Genomic DNA, 18,331 nt, shown 5'->3' with positions numbered 1-18,331 from the left:
GTCCGGATGGTCGGCGCTCGTCGCCCGGGAGGTTCGGTGGTGACGTCGAGGCAACGTGCACGTGCATATGCCTGAGCAGCTGCACATGAACCGGCTATGATCCGAGGCAGTTGACCAACGCATCATGGCCACACAGCCAGTGCACCATCGGGGAGCGACCTGTGGACCACGACGTCGACGGCGGGTACGGGGAGTGCGGCGTGTACAACGGCATGGCGGCCACGCAGCTGCGCGGGGTCTCCTGGCAGAAGAGCCGGTACAGCAACTCGCAGGGATCCTGCGTGGAGTTCGCCCGGCTGCCGGGCGGTGAGGTGGCGGTGCGCAACTCGCGCTTCCCGGAGGGACCGGCGCTGGTCTACACCCGCGCGGAGATCGAGGCGATGCTGCGGGGCGCGAAGGACGGCGAGTTCGACCACCTGGTGGCCGGCTGACCCGGTGTCACCGGCGGCGCGGCGCCGCGGGGCAAGCGGTGAAGCGACGCGTGGAGCGCCAGGACGTCGTGACGTCCCCGGCGCATCGATGCGCGCTAGCCGCCCTCGTCCGCCAGCCGGAACTGGGCCCAGACGACCTTGCCGCCGAGCGGGCCCGCGAGCGGATGCCAGCCCCAGCCGTCGCTGAAGGACGCGACGAGGAACAGACCGCGGCCCGACTCCGCCCGGTCGTCGGGCAGGGCGTCCGCGTCCCGGACGACGGGGCGGTCCCGGCCGGGGTCGCGCACCGCGCACACCAGGCGCCCGGTCCAGCGCAGCAGATGCAGCCGTATCACCGGGCCCACGTCGAGGGCCGGCCCGTGGGGACGCGCGGCCGGCAGCGCGTGCCGCAGGGCGTTGGTGACCAGTTCCGAGACGACCAGGCAGACGTCGTCGAAGCGTTCCGCGAGGCCCCAGGCCTCGAGCGCGCCCCGGGTGAAGTGCCGGGCCTCGCGCACCGCCTCGTGACCGGCGGAGAGGGCGCAGCAGGCGGCATCGGACACCGCCGCGGGATCCCATGGCGGAAGGCCCTGCCGTGACGGCTCGAGCATGGTCGATCCATTCGTCCCCATGCGAGGCACTCCCGGGTTATCGCGGTCGTTGCGAGGCAGATCGGTGCGCAGCAGAGCGTTGCGATGGAGCGGTGGTGCGGGAACCATGGTTTCCGAAGCACCGGGCGGATGCAAGAGCAGATGCACGTGCACGGGACCGGAATGCGGCTTCCCGTACCGCTTCCGAGTCATTTTTCCGCCGTCTTCTCGTCCGCCGTGCGCCTGCTCAGGGCCGCCCGTCCCGCCGTCGCCGTGCGGTTCGGGGCCCGAGGGCGGTGCCCGGGGGACCGCGGATCTGTAACCGGTCGAGTACTGCTCGGAGTGATTTGGTGGCAGACTTCGGCGTTCGAAGGAGTCGGGGAGGCTGACGGACGTGAGCGCGGGAGAGTCAGGATCGGTGGTGCGGCGGATGCTGCTCGGCGCGCAACTCAGGCGACTGCGGGAAGCGCGGGGGATCACCCGGGAGGCGGCGGGATACGCGATCCGCGCCTCGGAATCGAAGATCAGCCGGATGGAACTGGGCCGGGTGAGCTTCAAGACCCGGGACGTGGAGGATCTGCTGACGCTCTACGGCGTCACGGACGAGGCGGAGCGCGCCGCGCTGCTGTCCCTGGTCAAGGAGGCCAACCTGGCCGGCTGGTGGCACAGCTACTCCGACGTCCTGCCCAGCTGGTTCCCCACCTATGTGGGCCTGGAGGGCGCCGCCTCGCTGATCCGCGTCTACGAGGTGCAGTTCGTGCACGGGCTGCTGCAGACCGAGGAGTACGCCCGCGCGGTCGTCCGGCGCGGCATGCGGGACGCGAGCGAGGCCGATGTGGAGCGGCGGGTGGCCCTGCGGCTGGAGCGGCAGAAGTACCTCGTGTCCGAGCACGCGCCCGAGCTGCACATCGTCCTGGACGAGGCAGCCCTGCGCCGGCCCTACGGGGACCGCGACGTGATGCGCGGCCAGCTGCAGCATCTGATCGAGATGTCCGAACGGCCCAATGTGCGGCTGCAGGTCATGCCGTTCAGCTTCGGCGGCCACTCCGGCGAGTCCGGCGCCTTCACCCTGCTGAGCTTCCCCGAGTCCGATCTGGCCGACATCGTCTACGTCGAGCAGCTGACCAGCGCTCTGTACCTGGACAAGCCCGAGGACGTCGCCCAGTACGAGAAGGCGCTCACGGAGCTGCAGCGCGACAGCCCCGGCCCCAAGGAGAGCCGCGACCTGCTGCGCGGACTGCTGCAGCTCTCCTGAAACCGGCTCTCCTGAAACCGGCTCCCCTGGAACCAGCTCTTCCGGAACCGGCTCTTCCGAAAACGGTCAAGATCCCCCAACTCCCCTCGCTCGCACGTACGATGACGGCCCGATCGGCCACCGCGAGCCCGGGATGCGAGGGAACACATGCCGACCTGTTTCACCGACCTGGCCCAGCAGTACATCGACGGCGAGTGGCGTCCGGGCACCGGCTCCTGGGACCTCATCGACTTCGACCCGTACAACGGCGAGAAGCTGGCCGCGATCACCATAGCCACGGCCGACGAGGTGGATCAGGCCTACCGGGCGGCCGCCCGCGCCCAGCAGCCGTGGGCCGCGGGCAGCCCCTACGCCCGCCGCGCGGTGCTGGAGAAGGCGCTGCGCCTGGTCGAGGAGCGCGAGCCGGAGATCACCGAGCTGATCACGGCCGAGCTGGGCGGCACCCGGCTCAAGGCCGCCTTCGAGCTGCACCTCGCCAAGGAGTTCCTGCGCGAGGCGGCCCGGCTGACGCTCGGTGCGCAGGGCACGGTCCTGCCGTCCCCGGACGAGGGCAGGGAGAACCGCGTCTACCGCGTCCCGGTCGGTGTCGTCGGCGTGATCAGCCCCTTCAACTTCCCCTTCCTGCTGTCGCTCAAGTCGGTCGCCCCGGCCCTCGCGCTCGGCAACGCCGTGGTGCTCAAGCCGCACCCGAACACGCCCGTGACCGGCGGCACCCTGGTGGCGAAGATCTTCGAGGACGCCGGACTGCCCGCCGGGCTGCTCAATGTGGTCGTCACCGACATCGACGAGATCGGCGACGCCTTCCTCGAGCATCCCGTCCCCAAGGTCATCTCCTTCACCGGCTCCGACGCCGTCGGCCGGCACGTCGCGACCGTCTGCGCCCGGCACTTCAAGCGCGTGGTGCTCGAACTGGGCGGCAACAGCGCCCTCGTGGTCCTCGACGACGCCGACCTCGACCACGCCGTCGACGCGGCCGTCTTCAGCCGGTTCGTCCACCAGGGCCAGGTGTGCATGGCCGCCAACCGCGTCCTGGTGGACCGCTCGGTCGCCGAGGAGTTCACCGAGAAGTTCGTCGCCAGAGTGCGGTCGCTGAAGTGCGGCGACCCCCGCGACCCTCAGACCGTCGTCGGCCCGCTGATCAATTCCGCGCAGGTCGCCGCCGTCACCGCCGCCGTCGAGCAGGCGCTCGCCGCCGGGGCGACGGCCCTGGTGCACGGCTCGGTGCGGGACAACCTGGTCGAGCCGACCGTCCTGACCGGGCTGCCCGCCGACTCGCCCCTGCTGCGGCAGGAGGTGTTCGGCCCGGTCGTCCTCCTCGTACCGTTCGACGGCGAGGAGGAGGCGGTCCGGATCGTCAACGACACCCCGTACGGACTGAGCGGCGCCGTCCACACCGCGGACGTCGAGCGCGGTGTCGCCTTCGCCCGGCGCATCGACACCGGCATGTTCCACGTGAACGACGGCACCGTCCACGACGAGCCGCACGTCCCCTTCGGCGGCGAGAAGCACTCCGGGCTCGGCCGGCTGAACGGCGAGTCGACCGTGGACGCCTTCACCACCCTGCAGTGGATCTCCGTCCGGCACGGACGCGGCAGTTTTCCGTTCTGACGGTCCCGGCTCTCCGCTCCTGCGGCCCCGCCCCTTCTTACGCTTGCGGACTTGCACCTCACGTGACGTGAGGGCCGACCGTGGAGTGCGTACCGAGAAGGGAGCGGAGCAGTGGGCTACTTGGTGGGACAGGTCGCCGGGTTCGCCGGGGTGACGGTGCGCACGCTGCACCACTACGACGCCATCGGTCTGCTCGTGCCCAGCAAGCGCAGCCACGCGGGCCACCGGCGCTACAGCGACGCCGACCTGGAGCGGCTGCAGCGGATCCTGTTCTACCGGGAGCTGGGCTTTCCGCTCGACGAGGTCGCGGCCCTGCTCGACGACCCGGACGCCGACCCGCAGGAACACCTGCGGCGTCTGCACGCGGACCTCACCGCCCGGATCGAGAAGCTGCAGAAGATGGCCGCGGCCGTGGAGCACGCCATGGAGGCACGCAGGATGGGCATCGATCTCACCCCCGAGGAGCGCTTCGAGGTCTTCGGGGACAGGGACCCGGCGCAGTACGAGGAGGAGACCGAGCAGCGCTGGGGGCACACGGAGGCGTACGCCGAGTCGCGGCGCCGCGCGGCCTCCTACACCAAGCAGGACTGGCAGCGCATCAAGGCCGAGATGGACGACTGGCAGCAGCGGTACGCCGCGGTGGTGGCCGCCGGTGAGCCGGCGTCCGGCGAGACGGCCATGGACCTCGCCGAGGAGCACCGGCAGCACATCAGCCGGTGGTACTTCGAGGTGCCGTACGAAATGCACCGGTGCTTCGCCGACATGTACGTCTCCGACGAGCGCTTCACCGCGTACTACGACGGGCTGCAGCCCGGGTTCGCGGCGCACCTGCGCCAGGCGATCCTCGCCAACGCCGAGCGGCGCACCGCCGGAGTGTGACCGCACCCCGGAGGGCGACCGGACTCCCGGAGGGCGACCGGACCGGGAGGGTGAGGGCGGACCCGGCGGGCGGGCGCACAGGCCCCGTGGAACGCGACCTGCACACCATGCGTTGATAGTTTTGTGCGGCAGCACCACGGAGGCCGAAACCGCCGCCGTCCGTCCTCACCCCTCAGGAGCCCGGTACCGTGACGACGCTCGCCCTCGGCCCGAGCTGGCTCGATCCGAACTACCTCCTCGACACCTTCGGCATCTGGGGTCTGCTCCTCGTCGTCTTCGCCGAGTCGGGTCTGTTGATCGGGTTCTTCCTGCCGGGCGACTCCCTGCTGTTCACCTGCGGTCTGCTGATCACCTCCGGCCAGATGGACTTCCCGCTGTCGGCGGCCGTCGTGCTGATCGCGCTCGCCGCCGTCCTCGGCGACCAGGCGGGCTACATGTTCGGCCGGAAGGTCGGACCGTCCCTGTTCAAGCGTCCGGACTCGCGCCTGTTCAAGCAGGAGAACGTCACCAAGGCGCACGAGTTCTTCGAGAAACACGGCCCCAAGTCGCTGGTGCTGGCCCGCTTCGTGCCCGTGGTGCGCACCTTCACGCCGATCATCGCGGGCGTCAGCGGAATGCGGTACCGCTCGTTTTTGATCTTCAACATCATCGGCGGTGTCCTGTGGGGGGCCGGCGTCACCCTGCTGGGCTCCTGGCTCGGCAACATCGCCTTCGTCAAGGACAACATCGAGGCGATCCTCGTGCTGATCGTCCTCGTCTCGGTGATCCCGGTCGCCGTCGAGGTGCTCCGGGCACGGGGCAAGAGCAAGCAGGAGGCACAGTCCCCCGCCGGGGCCGGTGAGCAGACCGAGGGGGAGCAGCCGTACCCGCAGCCGTACGCCGCGCAGCCGCAGCAGCCGGTCATGGACGACGCCACGACCCGCCTGCGCCGCATCGAACCGCCGCACCAGCAGCAGTACGGGCAGCCGGGGCAGCCGGCGCAGCCCGGTCAGTACGGCCGGCCCGGGCAGCCCGGGCAGCCCGGGCAGCCCGGTCAGTACGGGCAGCCCGGGCCGTACGCCGGGCCGAACCCGCCGCAGGGCCCGCAGAACCCGCCGCACGGCGCGCCGGGCGACGGGCAGCAGCAGTACGGCGGCTACGGCGCGCGGCAGTACCCCCAGCAGCCCCACCCGCAGCAGCCGCAGTCCTACGGTGCACCGGCGGGCGAGTACGCCCAGGCGCCGACTCCGGACCCGCGCCGGCAGTGGAACTCCGGCGCCGGGTACCCCGACGGCGGCGGCGAGGCCGGCCGGCGCTGAGCCCGCGCCGTGCACACCGGCCGGCCGACGCTGAGCCCGCGCCGTGCGCACGGGCCGGTCAGAAGCCCCTCGTCCGCTTGGCGCCCCGGCGGCCCGCCGCGCTGCCCGCGCCGGGCACCCGCAGGAACAGCCGGGAGATCTCCGAGCCGAGGTTGACGCCGATCGCGATGGCCATGGCGAGCGAGACCGCCTTGGCCAGCGACACCAGCCCCTTGTCGATGTGGTTCTGCGCGATCGCCAGCAGCCCGAAATAGGTCGCCGAACCGGGCAGCAGGGGCCCTATCGCGGCGGTCGTGTACGGCAGCGCGGACGCGAAGCGGTAGCGGGCCATCAGCTGCCCGAACAGACCCACCAGGCCCGCGGCGACCGCCGTGGAGGCCACCGGGGAGATCCCGGCGACGTAGTGCAGCGCCCCGTACACCACCCAGGCGATGCCGCCGTTGACCGTCACCAGCAGCACCGTCGACCGCTCCTGCTGCAGCAGCACCGCGAAGGTCAGCGACAGCAGCATGGAGGCGAAGATCTGCGTCACCGGCCGGTTGACGACGGCGAGGGCCGCGTCCGGGTTGAGCGGGGCCCCCAGCTTCACGCCGAAGTACAGGACGGTCAGCACGCCGGTGACGATGCCGACGAAGAGGTACATGACCTCCAGCAGACGCGCGGAGGCGGTGATGTAGAAGCCGGTCAGGCCGTCCTGCACGCCCGCCACCAGAGCCCGTCCGGGCAGCAGCGCGAAGAGCCCACCGGTGATCACGGCGGAGGCCTTCACCTCGACGTGCGCCAGGGTCAGCGCCACACCGAGCGCGGCCGGCGGCATCGCGGCGACCGTGAACTGGTAGAACTCCGGCAGCCCGCGGCCCGCGCAGAGCCAGGCCAGCCGGTCGCCGAGCATCGCGCCCACCGCGGCCGCCACGAACACGATCAGGTCCCCGCCGCCGACGAGCAGGGAGGCCGCACCCGCGAGCAGACCCGCGGCCGCGGTCAGCGCCCAGCCGGGGTAGGGGTGCCGGTTGCGGCGGATCTCCGCGAGCCGGCGGTAGGCCTCCTCCAGCGAGACATGGGTGTCCGGGTCGCTCAGGTCGTCGACGAGCTGGAAGACGGCCGCGAGCCGGGTGTAGTCGGTGCCCCGGCGCCGCACCGTGCGGGAGGCCGACACCGGGTCGTCGACGAGGGACGGCTGGTAGGAGACCGACAGCAGGGTGAAGGTGACGTTCGGCTCGCAGCGGTCCAGGCCGTAGGCGCGGCACACCGCGAACATCGCGGTCTCCACGTCCTCGGCGCCCTCGCCGCCGGCCAGCAGCAGCTCGCCGATCCGCAGAGTGAGGTCGAGGACGCGGGGCACGGCCGGGCCGCCCTCGTCCTCCGTCCGCTGGATCGTTTCCACAGCCGGGCGCTCGGCCACCGGCATGCGCAGCATCGTGCGCATCCGGTCCTGCCAGGGGATGTCCTTGGTCAGGCTGACCGCGGGGGTGCCGGAGGGCGGGGTGAAGGCGGCCGGTGCCAGGGGGCTGTAGATGCTCGGCGGGCCGAACGCCGAGCCCTCGCGCTCCGCGGCCGACGGTTCGGGCACCTCCAGGCCGTCGGGGACGGCGAACTCGGAGGTGGTCTCGGCATCGTTCCGGGGGACGGCCAGGCCGTCCGGGACCGCGAACTCGGAGGTGGTCTCGGACTCGGCCGTCCGGGGCAGGGCCAGCCCCTTCGGGAGGGCGAACTCGGACGTCGTGGACGACTCGCCGTCCGTCCCGAGGGGCGCGGCGGGCCGGGGGATCACCGGTCTCGCCGGGCGCGGCGAGGGCGGGACCGTGGCGGTCGCGGCCGCCCGGTCTCCCGCATCCGCCTGCCGGGTCCCCGCCGTCTCGGGGTTCTGCTTCTTCTGGGCCTTCGGGGTCTGCTTCTTCTGCTTCTTCCGCGCCGCACGCGGCACGTCGTTCTCGTGCGTCGCCTGCGTCACCGACGAGTCCGCGGGGTCCCCGAAGACACCCCTCGCCTCGTCCGACTGCGGCTTGCGGTCGTCCGCAGGCGCGCGGTTGTCCGCATCCGTCACTGGGCAACGCTCCCTGAACTTCGCGTTCCGTGGGCTCAGTATGCGCGGCGGCCGGATCCCGCCCGATACGGAAAGGGCCGCGTCACCCGCCGGGGTGGCCGCGGCCCTTCCGAATCGTGGGTCAGTGACCGCCGTGCTCCTGGTAGCGCTTGATGGACCGCTCGATCTCCGCCTCCGCGTCGGCGCGGCCGACCCAGTTGGCGCCCTCCACCGACTTGCCGGGCTCCAGGTCCTTGTAGACCTCGAAGAAGTGCTGGATCTCCAGACGGTCGAACTCCGACACGTGGTGGATGTCCCGCAGGTGCTCCACACGCGGGTCGGACGCCGGCACGCACAGCACCTTGTCGTCGCCACCGGCCTCGTCCGTCATCCGGAACATGCCGATCGCACGGCACTTGATGAGGCAGCCGGGGAACGTCGGCTCGTCCAGGATGACCAGAGCGTCCAGCGGGTCGCCGTCCTCACCGAGGGTGTTCTCGACGAAGCCGTAGTCCGCCGGGTAGCTGGTCGACGTGAAGAGTCGACGGTCCAGGCGGATACGACCGGTCTCGTGGTCCACCTCGTACTTGTTCCGCGAACCCTTGGGAATCTCGATCGTGACGTCGAACTCCACCGGTGGCTCCTCCATGATCAGCACATAGTTCTGGTGATTAAGTGTCCCCCACGCAGGTGTGTGATCGCGAAAGGGGCTGGTGGTCGTGCGGGAACCGAATGCCTGGCGGGCCGCGAAACCACGTCTGACAGGCCTGGCACGGGCCGCACGACCGCGTCTGGCACGGCTGGCGCGGGCCGCACGGCCTGTTCCGGCGGGTGCCGCACGCTCCGCGGCGCTGCGGATCGCACGGCTCGCGGCGGCCGCCGGGACGCGGCCGGCCGGCGGGCCGCGCACCTGGCAGTTCACCGCGGGCGCCGCCACCGCCGGTCTGGCGCTGGCCGCCGCGGTGGTGACCGCCGCCGGTCCTTGGGACTCCTCCGGCCAGCGTACGGCCGAGAGGGACCGTGCCGCCGCTCTGGAGGCCGCGGGTGGCGCAGATCACGGCGTGGCCTCCGGCACGTCCGCCGACGGTCCGGTGCCCGCGCCCAGCGCCCCGCCGGTGCTGGCGAGCCTGGCCAGGCCGCAGGGCGGCGCCCCGCGCCTGGCCGGTGTGCTGGACCCGCTGCTGCGCGACCCCGCGCTCGGCGACCGGCCCGCGGCGGTCGTCGTCGACCTGACCGACGGACACCGGCTCTACGGGCGGAACGCCGACGCGGCACTCACCCCGGCCTCCACCACCAAGATCGCCACCGCCGCCGCCGCGCTGTCCGCCCTCGGCCCGGACCACCGCTTCACCACCCGCACCGCCCTGGAGCCCGGCACCACCCGGCTGGTCCTCGTCGGAGGCGGCGACCCCACCCTCACCGCCCGCGCCGACGCGGACGGGCGGGCGAGCCTGCGCACCCTGGCCGAGCGGACCGCCGCCGCACTGACCCGGCGCGGCCTGCACGAGGTGACGCTGGCGTACGACACGAGCCTGTTCGCCGGGGACGGCATGCACCCCATCGGGGTCAACGACAACCTGGCCCGGGTCACCGCCCTGGCCGCCGACGAGGGCCGCACCGACGGCTCCACGAGCGGGCCCGCCCCGCGCGAGGCCGACCCGGCGGCCGCCGCGGCCCGCGCCTTCGCCGGCTTCCTGCACGACCACGGCATCCGCACCGGCGAGCCCGCCGGGGCCACGGCGACCGGCCGCGCGCAGACCCTCGCGTCCGTCTCCTCCCCGCCGCTGTCCGACGTGGTCGAGCGCATGCTCACCGAGAGCGACAACGACATCGCCGAGACCCTCGCCCGGCAGACGGCTCTCGCCACCGGCGAGCGGCCCGACTTCGCCGGCGGCGCCCGGGCGATCACCCGGCAGCTGGCGCAGCTGGGACTGCCCCTGAAGGGTGCCTCCTTCCACGACGGCAGCGGCCTGGACCGCTCCGACCGGCTCACCGCGGACCTGCTCACCGCGCTGCTGCGCACCGCCGCCGACCCCGCCCGCCCCGGGCTGCGCCCAGTCCTGACCGGACTGCCGGTGGCCGGGTTCACCGGGACGCTGGCCGACCGCTACACCGGCCAGGCCGCGGCCGGGATCGTGCACGCCAAGACCGGCACCCTCACCGGGGTGAACACGCTGGCCGGCACCGTCGTCGACCGGGACGGCCGGCTGCTGGCCTTCGCCTTCCTCGCCGAGGGGACCACCGACCCCCAGGCGGCCCAGTCCGCCCTGGACCGGGCGGCGACCGCGCTGGCGGGCTGCGGCTGCCGCTGAACCGTTCCCGCACCCCGCCGGACCGGGCGCCCGCATCCCGACAGGCCGGGCGCCCGCGCCGTGCCCGGCCCGCACCGGCGGACACGCCACGGCCTGCCCGAGGCAGCCCTGCTCACGTACCGTTGACGCATGACGAGCATCGGTGGTGCCGCAACTCCCGGGATGGTCGACTGGAATCTCGCGGTGGCGACCGCGACCCGGCTTCTTCGGCCGGGCCCCGAGGTGACCCGCGAGGAGGCCCGCGCCGTCGTCGCGGAGCTGCGCCGCCATGCCGAGGCCTCCCAGGAGCACGTCCGGGGCTTCACCCGGCTGGGCACCGCCGACGGCCACGACACGCCCGTCCTCGTCGTGGACCGCCCCGGCTGGGTCAAGGCGAACGTCGCCGGCTTCCGCGAGCTGCTCAGACCGCTGCTGGAGAAGATGCAGCGGCGGCGCGGCAGCAACCCCGGCAGCGCGGTCCTGTCCGCCGTGGGCGGCAAGGTCACCGGCGTCGAGCTGGGCATGCTGCTGTCGTTCCTCGCCTCCCGGGTGCTCGGGCAGTACGAGACGTTCGCCCCCGCCTCCCGCGACCTGCCCGCGGGCGACGGCGGCGGCCGGCTGCTGCTGGTCGCCCCGAACATCGTCCACGTCGAGCGCGAGCTGGACGTCGAGCCGCACGACTTCCGGCTGTGGGTGTGCCTGCACGAGGAGACGCACCGCACGCAGTTCAGCGCGGTGCCCTGGCTGCGCGACCACCTCGAGGGCGAGATCCAGGCCTTCCTGGCCGAGACCGACGTCGACCCGGCGGCCTTCCTGGAGCGGCTGCGCGAGGCCGCCCAGTCGCTGGTCGGCGGTCGTCCCGAGGCTGAGGAGGACGATTCCGGCCACTCTCTGGTGGAGCTGGTGCAGACCCCGGCCCAGCGGGCGATCCTCGGCCGGCTCACCGCCGTGATGTCCCTGCTGGAGGGGCACGCCGACTACGTCATGGACGGCGTCGGACCGGACGTGGTGCCGAGCGTGGCGGAGATCCGCGAGAAGTTCCAGCAGCGCCGCGCCAAGGGCGCCTCCCGCCTGGACACCGCCCTGCGCAAGCTGCTCGGCCTGGACGCCAAGCTGCGGCAGTACCGCGACGGGGAGCGGTTCGTGCGCGCCGTCGTCGACCAGGTCGGCATGGACGGCTTCAACCGGGTGTGGACCTCGCCCAACACCCTCCCCACCAAGGCGGAGATCGCCAAACCGGCGGACTGGATCGCGCGGGTGCACCGCACGGCGGAGTCGTGAACGGCCGGCCCAGGTGGTGAACCGGATCCGGCCTACGGCAGACGAACGCCCCGCCAATCACCCGTCCGAGGGACCGTGGCCGATGGGTAAGCGTGCAATGCTCGGGGAACGGCCCGTTTCTGTCACCATCGACACACTCTGAGTGACCGACTCGGGCTCACCCCCCGACGAACCTTCGTGAAGGGAACCGGACATGGGTCCCCATCCTGCGGTCGCGGCGATACGCCTGGCGGTTCGCCGCGTGCTCCACGACATCCTGAACGAACGGACCTCCCAGCCTCCGTACGCCGCGCGGACCCCCGCCCCCGCGCCCGCCCCGTACGCCCCGCCGGGCGCCCCTCTCGCGCCGCCCGCGCCGCCCGCCGCCCCGCCCCCGGCCGGGGTGCCGGCCCCCTTCCGCACGCGCCGCGCCTCCGCCGTGGACCCCTCGGCACCGCTCGTGCTGGTGGCCTGCTCCGGTGGTGCCGACTCCATGGCGCTCGCCTCCGCCCTCGCCTTCGAGGCCCCCCGGCTCGGCGTCCGCGCCGGCGGCGTCACCGTCGACCACGGCCTGCAGGCCGGCTCCGACCGGCGTGCCGAGGAGGTCGCCCAGCGGCTGCGCGACCTGGGCCTGGACCCCGTGGAGGCGGTCGCCGTCCGCGTGGGCCGTGAGGGCGGCCCCGAGGCCGCCGCCCGCGACGCGCGCTACGCCGCCCTCGACGCCGCCGCCGAACGCCACGGCGCCGCCGCGATCCTGCTCGGCCACACCCGCGACGACCAGGCCGAGACGGTGCTGCTGGGCCTGGCCCGCGGCTCCGGGATCCGCTCGCTGTCGGGCATGGCCGCGGTCTCGGGGGCCGGCGGCCGTTACCGGCGCCCCTTCCTGCAGATCGACCGCCAGACCGCCCGCAAGGCCTGCATGGTCCAGGCCCTGCCGGTGTGGGACGACCCGCACAACGCCGACCCCGCCTACACCCGCTCCCGGCTGCGCCACGAGGGTCTGCCCGCCCTGGAGAAGGCGCTGGGCAAGGGCGTCGTCGAGGCCCTCGCCCGCACCGCCCAGCTCTCCCGCGACGACGCCGACGCGCTCGACGCCTGGGCCAGCCAGGCCGAGGCCGCCGTGCGCGACGAGGACGGACGGCTGGAATGCGCCAAGTTGTACGCCCTGCCGCCCGCCGTGCGCCGCCGCATCCTGCGCCGCGCCGCCATCGCGGCCGGTGCTCCGGCCGGGTCGCTGTTCGCCCGCCACATCGAGGAGATGGACCGGCTGATCACCGGCTGGCGCGGTCAGGGAGCCATCAATCTGCCCGGCAAAGTCGTGGCCCAGCGGCAGGGTGGCAGACTGGTGATTCGGCAAGGCTGAATCCTTCCCTCGCGGGGAAGGCGCCGGTCTCCCCCGCGGGGGAGGGTTTCGGTGACCGGTCCTCCCAGCCGGGGCGGGCCGCGGCAGCCGGTGGGACGACCGACCGAAAGTGATGCGGGTGGACGCGAAAGACATGGGTGCCGACCTCGAGAAGGTGCTCATCACCAAGGAAGAGATCGACGCCAAGCTGGTCGAGCTGGCCTCCAAGATCGACGCGGAGTACGCGGGCAAGGACCTGCTGATCGTCGGGGTCCTCAAGGGCGCCGTCATGGTCATGGCCGACCTGGCCCGGGCGCTGTCCACCCCGGTGACCATGGACTGGATGGCCGTGTCCTCCTACGGGGCGGGCACCCAGTCCTCCGGCGTGGTGCGGATCCTGAAGGACCTTGACACCGACATCAAGGGCAAGCACGTCCTGATCGTCGAGGACATCATCGACTCCGGCCTGACCCTGTCCTGGCTGCTCAACAACCTCGGCTCGCGCGAGCCCGCGTCGCTGAAGGTGTGCACGCTGCTGCGCAAGCCGGACGCCGCCAAGGTCGCCATCGACGTGGAGTGGGTCGGCTTCGACATCCCCAACGAGTTCGTCGTCGGCTACGGCCTGGACTACGCCGAGAAGTACCGCAACCTGCCGTTCGTGGGGACGCTGGCGCCCCACGTCTACGGCGGCTGAACCCACACGGCGGCCCTGCGCCGCCGTGATCGGGAACCCCCGCGCGGTCGCGGGCGTTGGAGGATGCAGACGGGGACGTCAGCCCTCCCGTGCGGCCACGAGCCACCGTGCTGGGGTACCGTCGGAAGAACTGTCTTATCAAACTCACTATGGCAGGAGGGACGGGGCGGCACCGCTCCGTATGGATGGACGTGAAGCGATACTTCCGTGGGCCGGTCATGTGGATCGTGCTGGCCGTCCTTGCCGTGGTCGTGTTGATGCAGGTCGTCGGGTCCTCCGGCGGCTACAAGACGGTGGACACGGGCCAGGTCGTCGCAGCGATCAACGACAACCGGGTGAAGCAGGCCAAGCTGACCACCGGTGACGAGCAGACCATCAAGGTCGAGCTCAAGGACGGTCAGAAGGTCGAGGGCAGCTCGAAGATCCAGGCGAGCTACATCGGCGACCAGGGCGTGACCATCGCCAACACGCTGCAGACCAAGTTCCAGGACAAGCAGATCCCGGACGGCTACACCGTCTCGCCGTCCAAGCAGAACCCCTTCGTCGGCGTTCTGCTGTCCCTGCTGCCCTTCGTGCTCATCGTCGTCGTCTTCCTGTTCCTGATGAACCAGATGCAGGGCGGCGGCTCCCGGGTGATGAACTTCGGCAAGTCCAAGGCCAAGCTCATCACCAAGGACACCCCCAAGACGACCTTCGCGGACGTCGCGGGCGCGGACGAGGCCGTGGAGGAGCTGCAGGAGATCAAGGAGTTCCTGCAGGAGCCGGCGAAGTTCCAGGCCGTCGGCGCGAAGATCCCCAAGGGTGTGCTGCTCTACGGCCCGCCCGGCACCGGCAAGACCCTGCTCGCGCGGGCCGTCGCCGGCGAGGCCGGGGTGCCGTTCTACTCGATCTCCGGTTCCGACTTCGTCGAGATGTTCGTCGGTGTCGGTGCCTCCCGGGTCCGTGACCTGTTCGAGCAGGCCAAGGCGAACGCCCCGGCGATCGTGTTCGTCGACGAGATCGACGCCGTCGGCCGCCACCGCGGCGCCGGTCTGGGCGGCGGTCACGACGAGCGCGAGCAGACCCTGAACCAGCTGCTGGTCGAGATGGACGGCTTCGACGTCAAGGGCGGCGTCATCCTGATCGCCGCCACCAACCGGCCGGACATCCTCGACCCGGCGCTGCTGCGTCCGGGCCGCTTCGACCGGCAGATCGCCGTCGACCGCCCCGACATGCAGGGCCGCCTGGAGATCCTCAAGGTCCACCAGAAGGGCAAGCCGGTCGCGCCCGACGTCGACCTGGCCGCCGTCGCCCGCCGCACGCCCGGCTTCACCGGTGCCGATCTGTCCAACGTCCTGAACGAGGCCGCGCTGCTCACGGCCCGCAGCGACAAGAAGCTGATCGACAACAAGATGCTGGACGAGGCGATCGACCGCGTCGTCGCCGGACCGCAGAAGCGGACCCGGATCATGTCGGACAAGGAGAAGAAGATCACCGCGTACCACGAGGGCGGCCACGCCCTGGTCGCGGCGGCCTCTCCGAACGCCGACCCGGTCCACAAGATCACGATCCTGTCCCGCGGCCGTGCCCTCGGCTACACGATGGTCCTGCCGGACGAGGACAAGTACTCCACCACGCGCAACGAGATGCTGGACCAGCTGGCCTACATGCTCGGCGGGCGCGCGGCGGAGGAGCTGGTCTTCCACGACCCGACCACCGGTGCCGCGAACGACATCGAGAAGGCCACGGCCATGGCGCGGGCGATGGTCACCCAGTACGGCATGACCGAGCGCCTGGGCGCGATCAAGTTCGGCAGCGACAACTCCGAGCCCTTCCTCGGCCGGGAGATGGGCCACCAGCGCGACTACTCCGAGGAGGTCGCCGCGCTGGTCGACGAGGAAGTCAAGAAGCTCATCGAGAACGCGCACAACGAGGCCTGGGAGATCCTGGTCGAGAACCGCGACGTGCTCGACAACCTCGTCCTGGCCCTGCTGGAGAAGGAGACCCTGGGCAAGGAGGAGATCGCCGAGATCTTCGCCCCGGTCGTCAAGCGGCCGCCGCGGCCCGCGTGGACCGGCTCCTCCCGCCGGACCCCGTCCACCCGCCCGCCGGTGCTCTCCCCGAAGGAGCTGGCGCTCACCAACGGGGCGAACGGCTCGACGGTCAGCACGGTGAAGTCCACCACCGCGGACGCCCCGAAGGAGCAGACCCCGGAGGACCGTCCGGAGTCCTGACCCGGTCCGCTGGGCGGGGCCCACGGCCCCGGCCCCGGAATGTCCGCCGCGCCCCCCTGGTTCTAGCCTGGGGGCGCGGCTTTTGTACGTCGTGGCTGAGATACACAGGAACGAGGCTTCACATGACCGACCCCGTGACGCTGGACGGCGAGGGAACCATCGGCGAGTTCGACGAGAAGCGCGCCGAGAACGCCGTGCGCGAGCTTCTGATCGCGGTCGGCGAGGACCCGGACCGTGAGGGGCTGCGCGACACCCCGGCCCGGGTGGCGCGGGCGTACAAGGAGATCTTCGCGGGGCTGTGGCAGAAGCCCGAGGACGTGCTGACGACGACGTTCGACCTGGGGCACGACGAGATGGTGCTGGTCAAGGACATCGAGGTGTTCTCGACCTGCGAGCACCACCTGGTGCCGTTCCGGGGCGTCGCCCACGTCGGCTACATCCCGTCCGCCAGCGGCAAGATCACCGGTCTGTCGAAGCTGGCCCGGCTGGTGGACGTCTTCGCCCGCCGCCCGCAGGTGCAGGAACGACTCACCACGCAGATCGCCGACTCCCTGATGGAGATCCTGGAGCCGCGCGGGGTGATCGTGGTGGTGGAGTGCGAGCACATGTGCATGTCGATGCGGGGCATCCGCAAGCCCGGCGCGAAGACCCTCACCTCGGCGGTGCGCGGTCAGCTGCGCGACGTGGCGACCCGCAACGAGGCGATGAGCCTGATCATGGCGCGCTGACCGGACGCGTCACGGCCGGCCGGGACGGTCGGCGGCACACCGGCCGGTGCGGTGGGCCGCAGGCGCGTCAGGCCGCCGGTGCGGCGGTGCCGTGGTTGTGGTCGTCGTCGTCCTCGGGCAGCTTGCAGACGCGCTCGAGGAACAGGGCCGCCGCTATCACCGCAAGCCCGGCCAGGACCGAGAAACCGGAGTAGAACGCCTGGTCGCGGCGGCTGGGGATGTCGAGCAGCTCCAGCAGGAACACGCCCGTGCCGCCGTACATCCCGGCGACCAGGGCGGCCACGATGGCGCTGGCCTGGCCGAAGACGACCGCGCGGGCGGCCATCAGCGGGTCCACGCCCTTGGCGTCCGGCCGCCGCTCGCGCTGGGCCTTCAGGCGGCTGCGCAGGGACAGCGCGGTGGCGAGCAGCACCGCCGCGATCAGCGCCAGCACGATCGGGGCGGCCAGGGGAACGCTGGGCAGTGTCCCGACCGAGTTCCACAGCCGGGCGGCCGCCCAGGACAGCACGCCCGCGACGACGAACACGCCGATCAGCACCCTGATGCGCAGCTCTTTCACGGTGTCCCTTCAGCTCCCCCGGACCGCGGCCGGGGTGTGGCCGGCCCGGTCCGGCCCCCGCCGGGGGCTGGTCGTGCCGCTGAATGTCGTAAGGATCTTCTCGACCTTAACGACTACTCGGGGAGCCTGAGTTCCAGGTCCGCCCGCGGGGCGACGCCGGCCCGGGTGACGGTGTCGAGCAGCCCGGCCACGGCGCCGTGCCCGGGCAGTTCCGCCTCGGGGTCCACGTCGTGCCACGGCGCCAGCACGAAGGCACGCTCGTGGGCGCGGGGGTGGGGCAGGGTGAGCTGCGGGTCGTCGGAGACGACGCCGGCGTAGGAGACGATGTCGACGTCGAGGGTGCGCGGGCCCCAGCGTTCGTCCCGCACCCGGTGGAAGGCCTCCTCGATGGCGTGGGCCCGCTCCAGCAGGGAGGACGGCGGCAGCGTCGTCTTGAGCAGGACGACGGCGTTGAAGTAGGTGGGCTGGCTGCCCGGCTCGACGCCCCACGGCTCCGTCTCGTACACCGGGGAGACCGCCTTGACGCGCACGCCGGGGGTGTCCTCCAGGGCGTCGATCGCGCCCTGCAGGGTCTCCAGGCGGTTGCCCAGGTTGGAGCCGAGGGAAAGCACGGCCCATTTCGGGTTCTGCAGGGTGGTGTCGGCCGCGTCGACCTTCTCGGTGACGGACGCGGGCACCGGCTGGACGATCGGATCGGTGGGGCCCTGGCTGAAAGATGCGGTCATGCTCGGCTCCGGGTGATGGTGACGGTCACGTCGTCGAAGGGGACCGTGATCGGCGCGTCCGGCTTGTGCACGCACACCTCGACCTCCTGCACGGCCTCGTGCCTGAGGCAGGTGTCGGCGATGCGCTCGGCGAGCGTCTCGATCAGGTTGACGGGCTCCCCCTCCACCACGGCCACGACCTCTTCGGCCACGATGCCGTAGTGCACGGTCTTCGCCAGGTCGTCGTCGGCGGCGGCCGGGCGGGTGTCCACGCCCAGGACGAGGTCCACGAGGAAGGTCTGGCCCTCCTCGCGTTCCTTGGCGAACACCCCGTGGTGCCCGCGGGCCTTCAGGCCGCGCAGCGCGACACGATCCACGCGAATCACTCCTGCAGTCGTCGGTCGGGGCCGGTGCCCGCCGCGTGCGGGCAGTACCCCGGCCTCGAACGAATCTACCTGCGACCACCGACAGCGCCAG

General features: G+C 72.0%; 17 protein-coding genes. 11 read left to right on the top strand and 6 right to left on the bottom strand.

Translation table 11 applies throughout. The annotated features are described in order from the left end of the window. The first annotated feature begins 161 nt into the window (after positions 1-161). Positions 162-431 carry a DUF397 domain-containing protein gene (locus OG899_RS11865; protein ID WP_125500805.1) on the top strand — a complete coding sequence of 90 codons (270 nt, stop codon included), beginning with the start codon at positions 162-164 and terminating at the stop codon, positions 429-431. A gap of 95 nt (positions 432-526) precedes the next feature. Here OG899_RS11865 and OG899_RS11860 read toward each other — a convergent pair whose 3' ends face one another. Continuing rightward, a complete protein-coding gene (locus OG899_RS11860) occupies positions 527-1,042 on the bottom strand; it encodes an ATP-binding protein (protein WP_125500195.1) in 516 nt (171 codons plus the stop codon). 388 nt (positions 1,043-1,430) lie between these two features. Here OG899_RS11860 and OG899_RS11855 point away from each other — a divergent pair, with 388 nt between their 5' ends. The 4 genes from OG899_RS11855 to OG899_RS11840 all read left to right on the top strand — a co-directional run bounded on the left by OG899_RS11855 (position 1,431) and on the right by OG899_RS11840 (position 6,040). Then, positions 1,431-2,255, top strand: a complete 825-nt coding sequence (locus OG899_RS11855; RefSeq protein WP_125500199.1) for a helix-turn-helix transcriptional regulator — start codon at positions 1,431-1,433, stop codon at positions 2,253-2,255. A gap of 147 nt (positions 2,256-2,402) precedes the next feature. Continuing rightward, entirely contained in the window at positions 2,403-3,863 is a 1,461-nt protein-coding gene (locus OG899_RS11850) for an aldehyde dehydrogenase family protein (protein ID WP_125500194.1), read from the top strand. A gap of 111 nt (positions 3,864-3,974) precedes the next feature. Then, positions 3,975-4,742 (top strand): MerR family transcriptional regulator, encoded by a 768-nt coding sequence (locus OG899_RS11845; protein WP_406311019.1) that lies wholly within the window; start codon positions 3,975-3,977, stop codon positions 4,740-4,742. 188 nt (positions 4,743-4,930) lie between these two features. Beyond that, positions 4,931-6,040, top strand: coding sequence for a DedA family protein (locus OG899_RS11840; RefSeq protein ID WP_168132074.1), 1,110 nt, complete (start codon positions 4,931-4,933; stop codon positions 6,038-6,040). A gap of 58 nt (positions 6,041-6,098) precedes the next feature. Here OG899_RS11840 and OG899_RS11835 read toward each other — a convergent pair whose 3' ends face one another. Beyond that, positions 6,099-7,733 carry a threonine/serine exporter ThrE family protein gene (locus OG899_RS11835; RefSeq protein WP_251505657.1) on the bottom strand — a complete coding sequence of 545 codons (1,635 nt, stop codon included), beginning with the start codon at positions 7,731-7,733 and terminating at the stop codon, positions 6,099-6,101. Between the two features lie 472 nt (positions 7,734-8,205). Then, positions 8,206-8,697, bottom strand: coding sequence for an inorganic diphosphatase (locus OG899_RS11830; RefSeq protein ID WP_125500197.1), 492 nt, complete (start codon positions 8,695-8,697; stop codon positions 8,206-8,208). A 79-nt stretch (positions 8,698-8,776) separates the two neighbouring features. Between OG899_RS11830 and dacB the strand changes: the two genes are divergently transcribed. The 6 genes from dacB to folE all read left to right on the top strand — a co-directional run bounded on the left by dacB (position 8,777) and on the right by folE (position 16,591). Continuing rightward, complete coding sequence (gene dacB, locus OG899_RS11825) at positions 8,777-10,375, top strand: D-alanyl-D-alanine carboxypeptidase/D-alanyl-D-alanine-endopeptidase (protein ID WP_125500191.1); 1,599 nt, start codon at positions 8,777-8,779, stop codon at positions 10,373-10,375. Between the two features lie 162 nt (positions 10,376-10,537). Then, positions 10,538-11,635, top strand: coding sequence for a zinc-dependent metalloprotease (locus OG899_RS11820; protein WP_251505660.1), 1,098 nt, complete (start codon positions 10,538-10,540; stop codon positions 11,633-11,635). 193 nt (positions 11,636-11,828) lie between these two features. Next, positions 11,829-12,977 (top strand): tRNA lysidine(34) synthetase TilS, encoded by a 1,149-nt coding sequence (gene tilS, locus OG899_RS11815; protein ID WP_168132072.1) that lies wholly within the window; start codon positions 11,829-11,831, stop codon positions 12,975-12,977. A 112-nt stretch (positions 12,978-13,089) separates the two neighbouring features. Next, positions 13,090-13,650, top strand: a complete 561-nt coding sequence (hpt, locus tag OG899_RS11810; RefSeq protein WP_125500190.1) for a hypoxanthine phosphoribosyltransferase — start codon at positions 13,090-13,092, stop codon at positions 13,648-13,650. A gap of 185 nt (positions 13,651-13,835) precedes the next feature. Then, positions 13,836-15,863 (top strand): ATP-dependent zinc metalloprotease FtsH, encoded by a 2,028-nt coding sequence (ftsH, locus tag OG899_RS11805; protein ID WP_125500189.1) that lies wholly within the window; start codon positions 13,836-13,838, stop codon positions 15,861-15,863. 122 nt (positions 15,864-15,985) lie between these two features. Then, positions 15,986-16,591, top strand: coding sequence for a GTP cyclohydrolase I FolE (folE, locus tag OG899_RS11800; RefSeq protein WP_125500188.1), 606 nt, complete (start codon positions 15,986-15,988; stop codon positions 16,589-16,591). Between the two features lie 67 nt (positions 16,592-16,658). On the opposite strand, the gene OG899_RS11795 is transcribed toward folE, so the two are convergent. The 3 genes from OG899_RS11795 to folB all read right to left on the bottom strand — a co-directional run bounded on the left by OG899_RS11795 (position 16,659) and on the right by folB (position 18,231). Then, a complete protein-coding gene (locus OG899_RS11795; RefSeq protein ID WP_125500187.1) occupies positions 16,659-17,150 on the bottom strand; it encodes a DUF3180 domain-containing protein in 492 nt (163 codons plus the stop codon). Positions 17,151-17,263: 113 nt separating this feature from the next. Further along, a complete protein-coding gene (gene folK / locus OG899_RS11790; protein ID WP_125500186.1) occupies positions 17,264-17,875 on the bottom strand; it encodes a 2-amino-4-hydroxy-6-hydroxymethyldihydropteridine diphosphokinase in 612 nt (203 codons plus the stop codon). Next, complete coding sequence (folB, locus tag OG899_RS11785) at positions 17,872-18,231, bottom strand: dihydroneopterin aldolase (protein WP_125500185.1); 360 nt, start codon at positions 18,229-18,231, stop codon at positions 17,872-17,874. The genes folK and folB overlap by 4 nt, the downstream gene beginning before the upstream one ends. Between the last annotated feature and the right edge of the window lie 100 nt (positions 18,232-18,331).

The sequence above is a fragment of the Streptomyces thermoviolaceus genome (genome assembly GCF_045209695.1).
In the GTDB taxonomy this organism is placed as follows: Bacteria; Actinomycetota; Actinomycetes; order Streptomycetales; family Streptomycetaceae; genus Streptomyces; species Streptomyces thermoviolaceus.
The sequence above is the reverse complement of the archived record's forward strand: the minus strand, read 5'-3'. Positions and strand labels throughout refer to the sequence as shown.

Excerpts from the sequence above, each read along its gene's own strand:
- OG899_RS11855 (WP_125500199.1), top strand. The coding sequence starts at position 1,431 with ATGCTGCTCGGCGCGCAACTCAGGCGACTGCGGGAAGCGCGGGGGATC.
- ftsH (WP_125500189.1), top strand. The coding sequence starts at position 13,836 with ATGGACGTGAAGCGATACTTCCGTGGGCCGGTCATGTGGATCGTGCTG.
- folE (WP_125500188.1), top strand. The coding sequence starts at position 15,986 with ATGACCGACCCCGTGACGCTGGACGGCGAGGGAACCATCGGCGAGTTC.
- OG899_RS11820 (WP_251505660.1), top strand. The coding sequence starts at position 10,538 with ATGGTCGACTGGAATCTCGCGGTGGCGACCGCGACCCGGCTTCTTCGG.
- folK (WP_125500186.1), bottom strand. The coding sequence starts at position 17,875 with ATGACCGCATCTTTCAGCCAGGGCCCCACCGATCCGATCGTCCAGCCG.
- OG899_RS11850 (WP_125500194.1), top strand. The coding sequence starts at position 2,403 with ATGCCGACCTGTTTCACCGACCTGGCCCAGCAGTACATCGACGGCGAG.
- hpt (WP_125500190.1), top strand. The coding sequence starts at position 13,090 with ATGCGGGTGGACGCGAAAGACATGGGTGCCGACCTCGAGAAGGTGCTC.
- OG899_RS11860 (WP_125500195.1), bottom strand. The coding sequence starts at position 1,042 with ATGGGGACGAATGGATCGACCATGCTCGAGCCGTCACGGCAGGGCCTT.
- tilS (WP_168132072.1), top strand. The coding sequence starts at position 11,829 with ATGGGTCCCCATCCTGCGGTCGCGGCGATACGCCTGGCGGTTCGCCGC.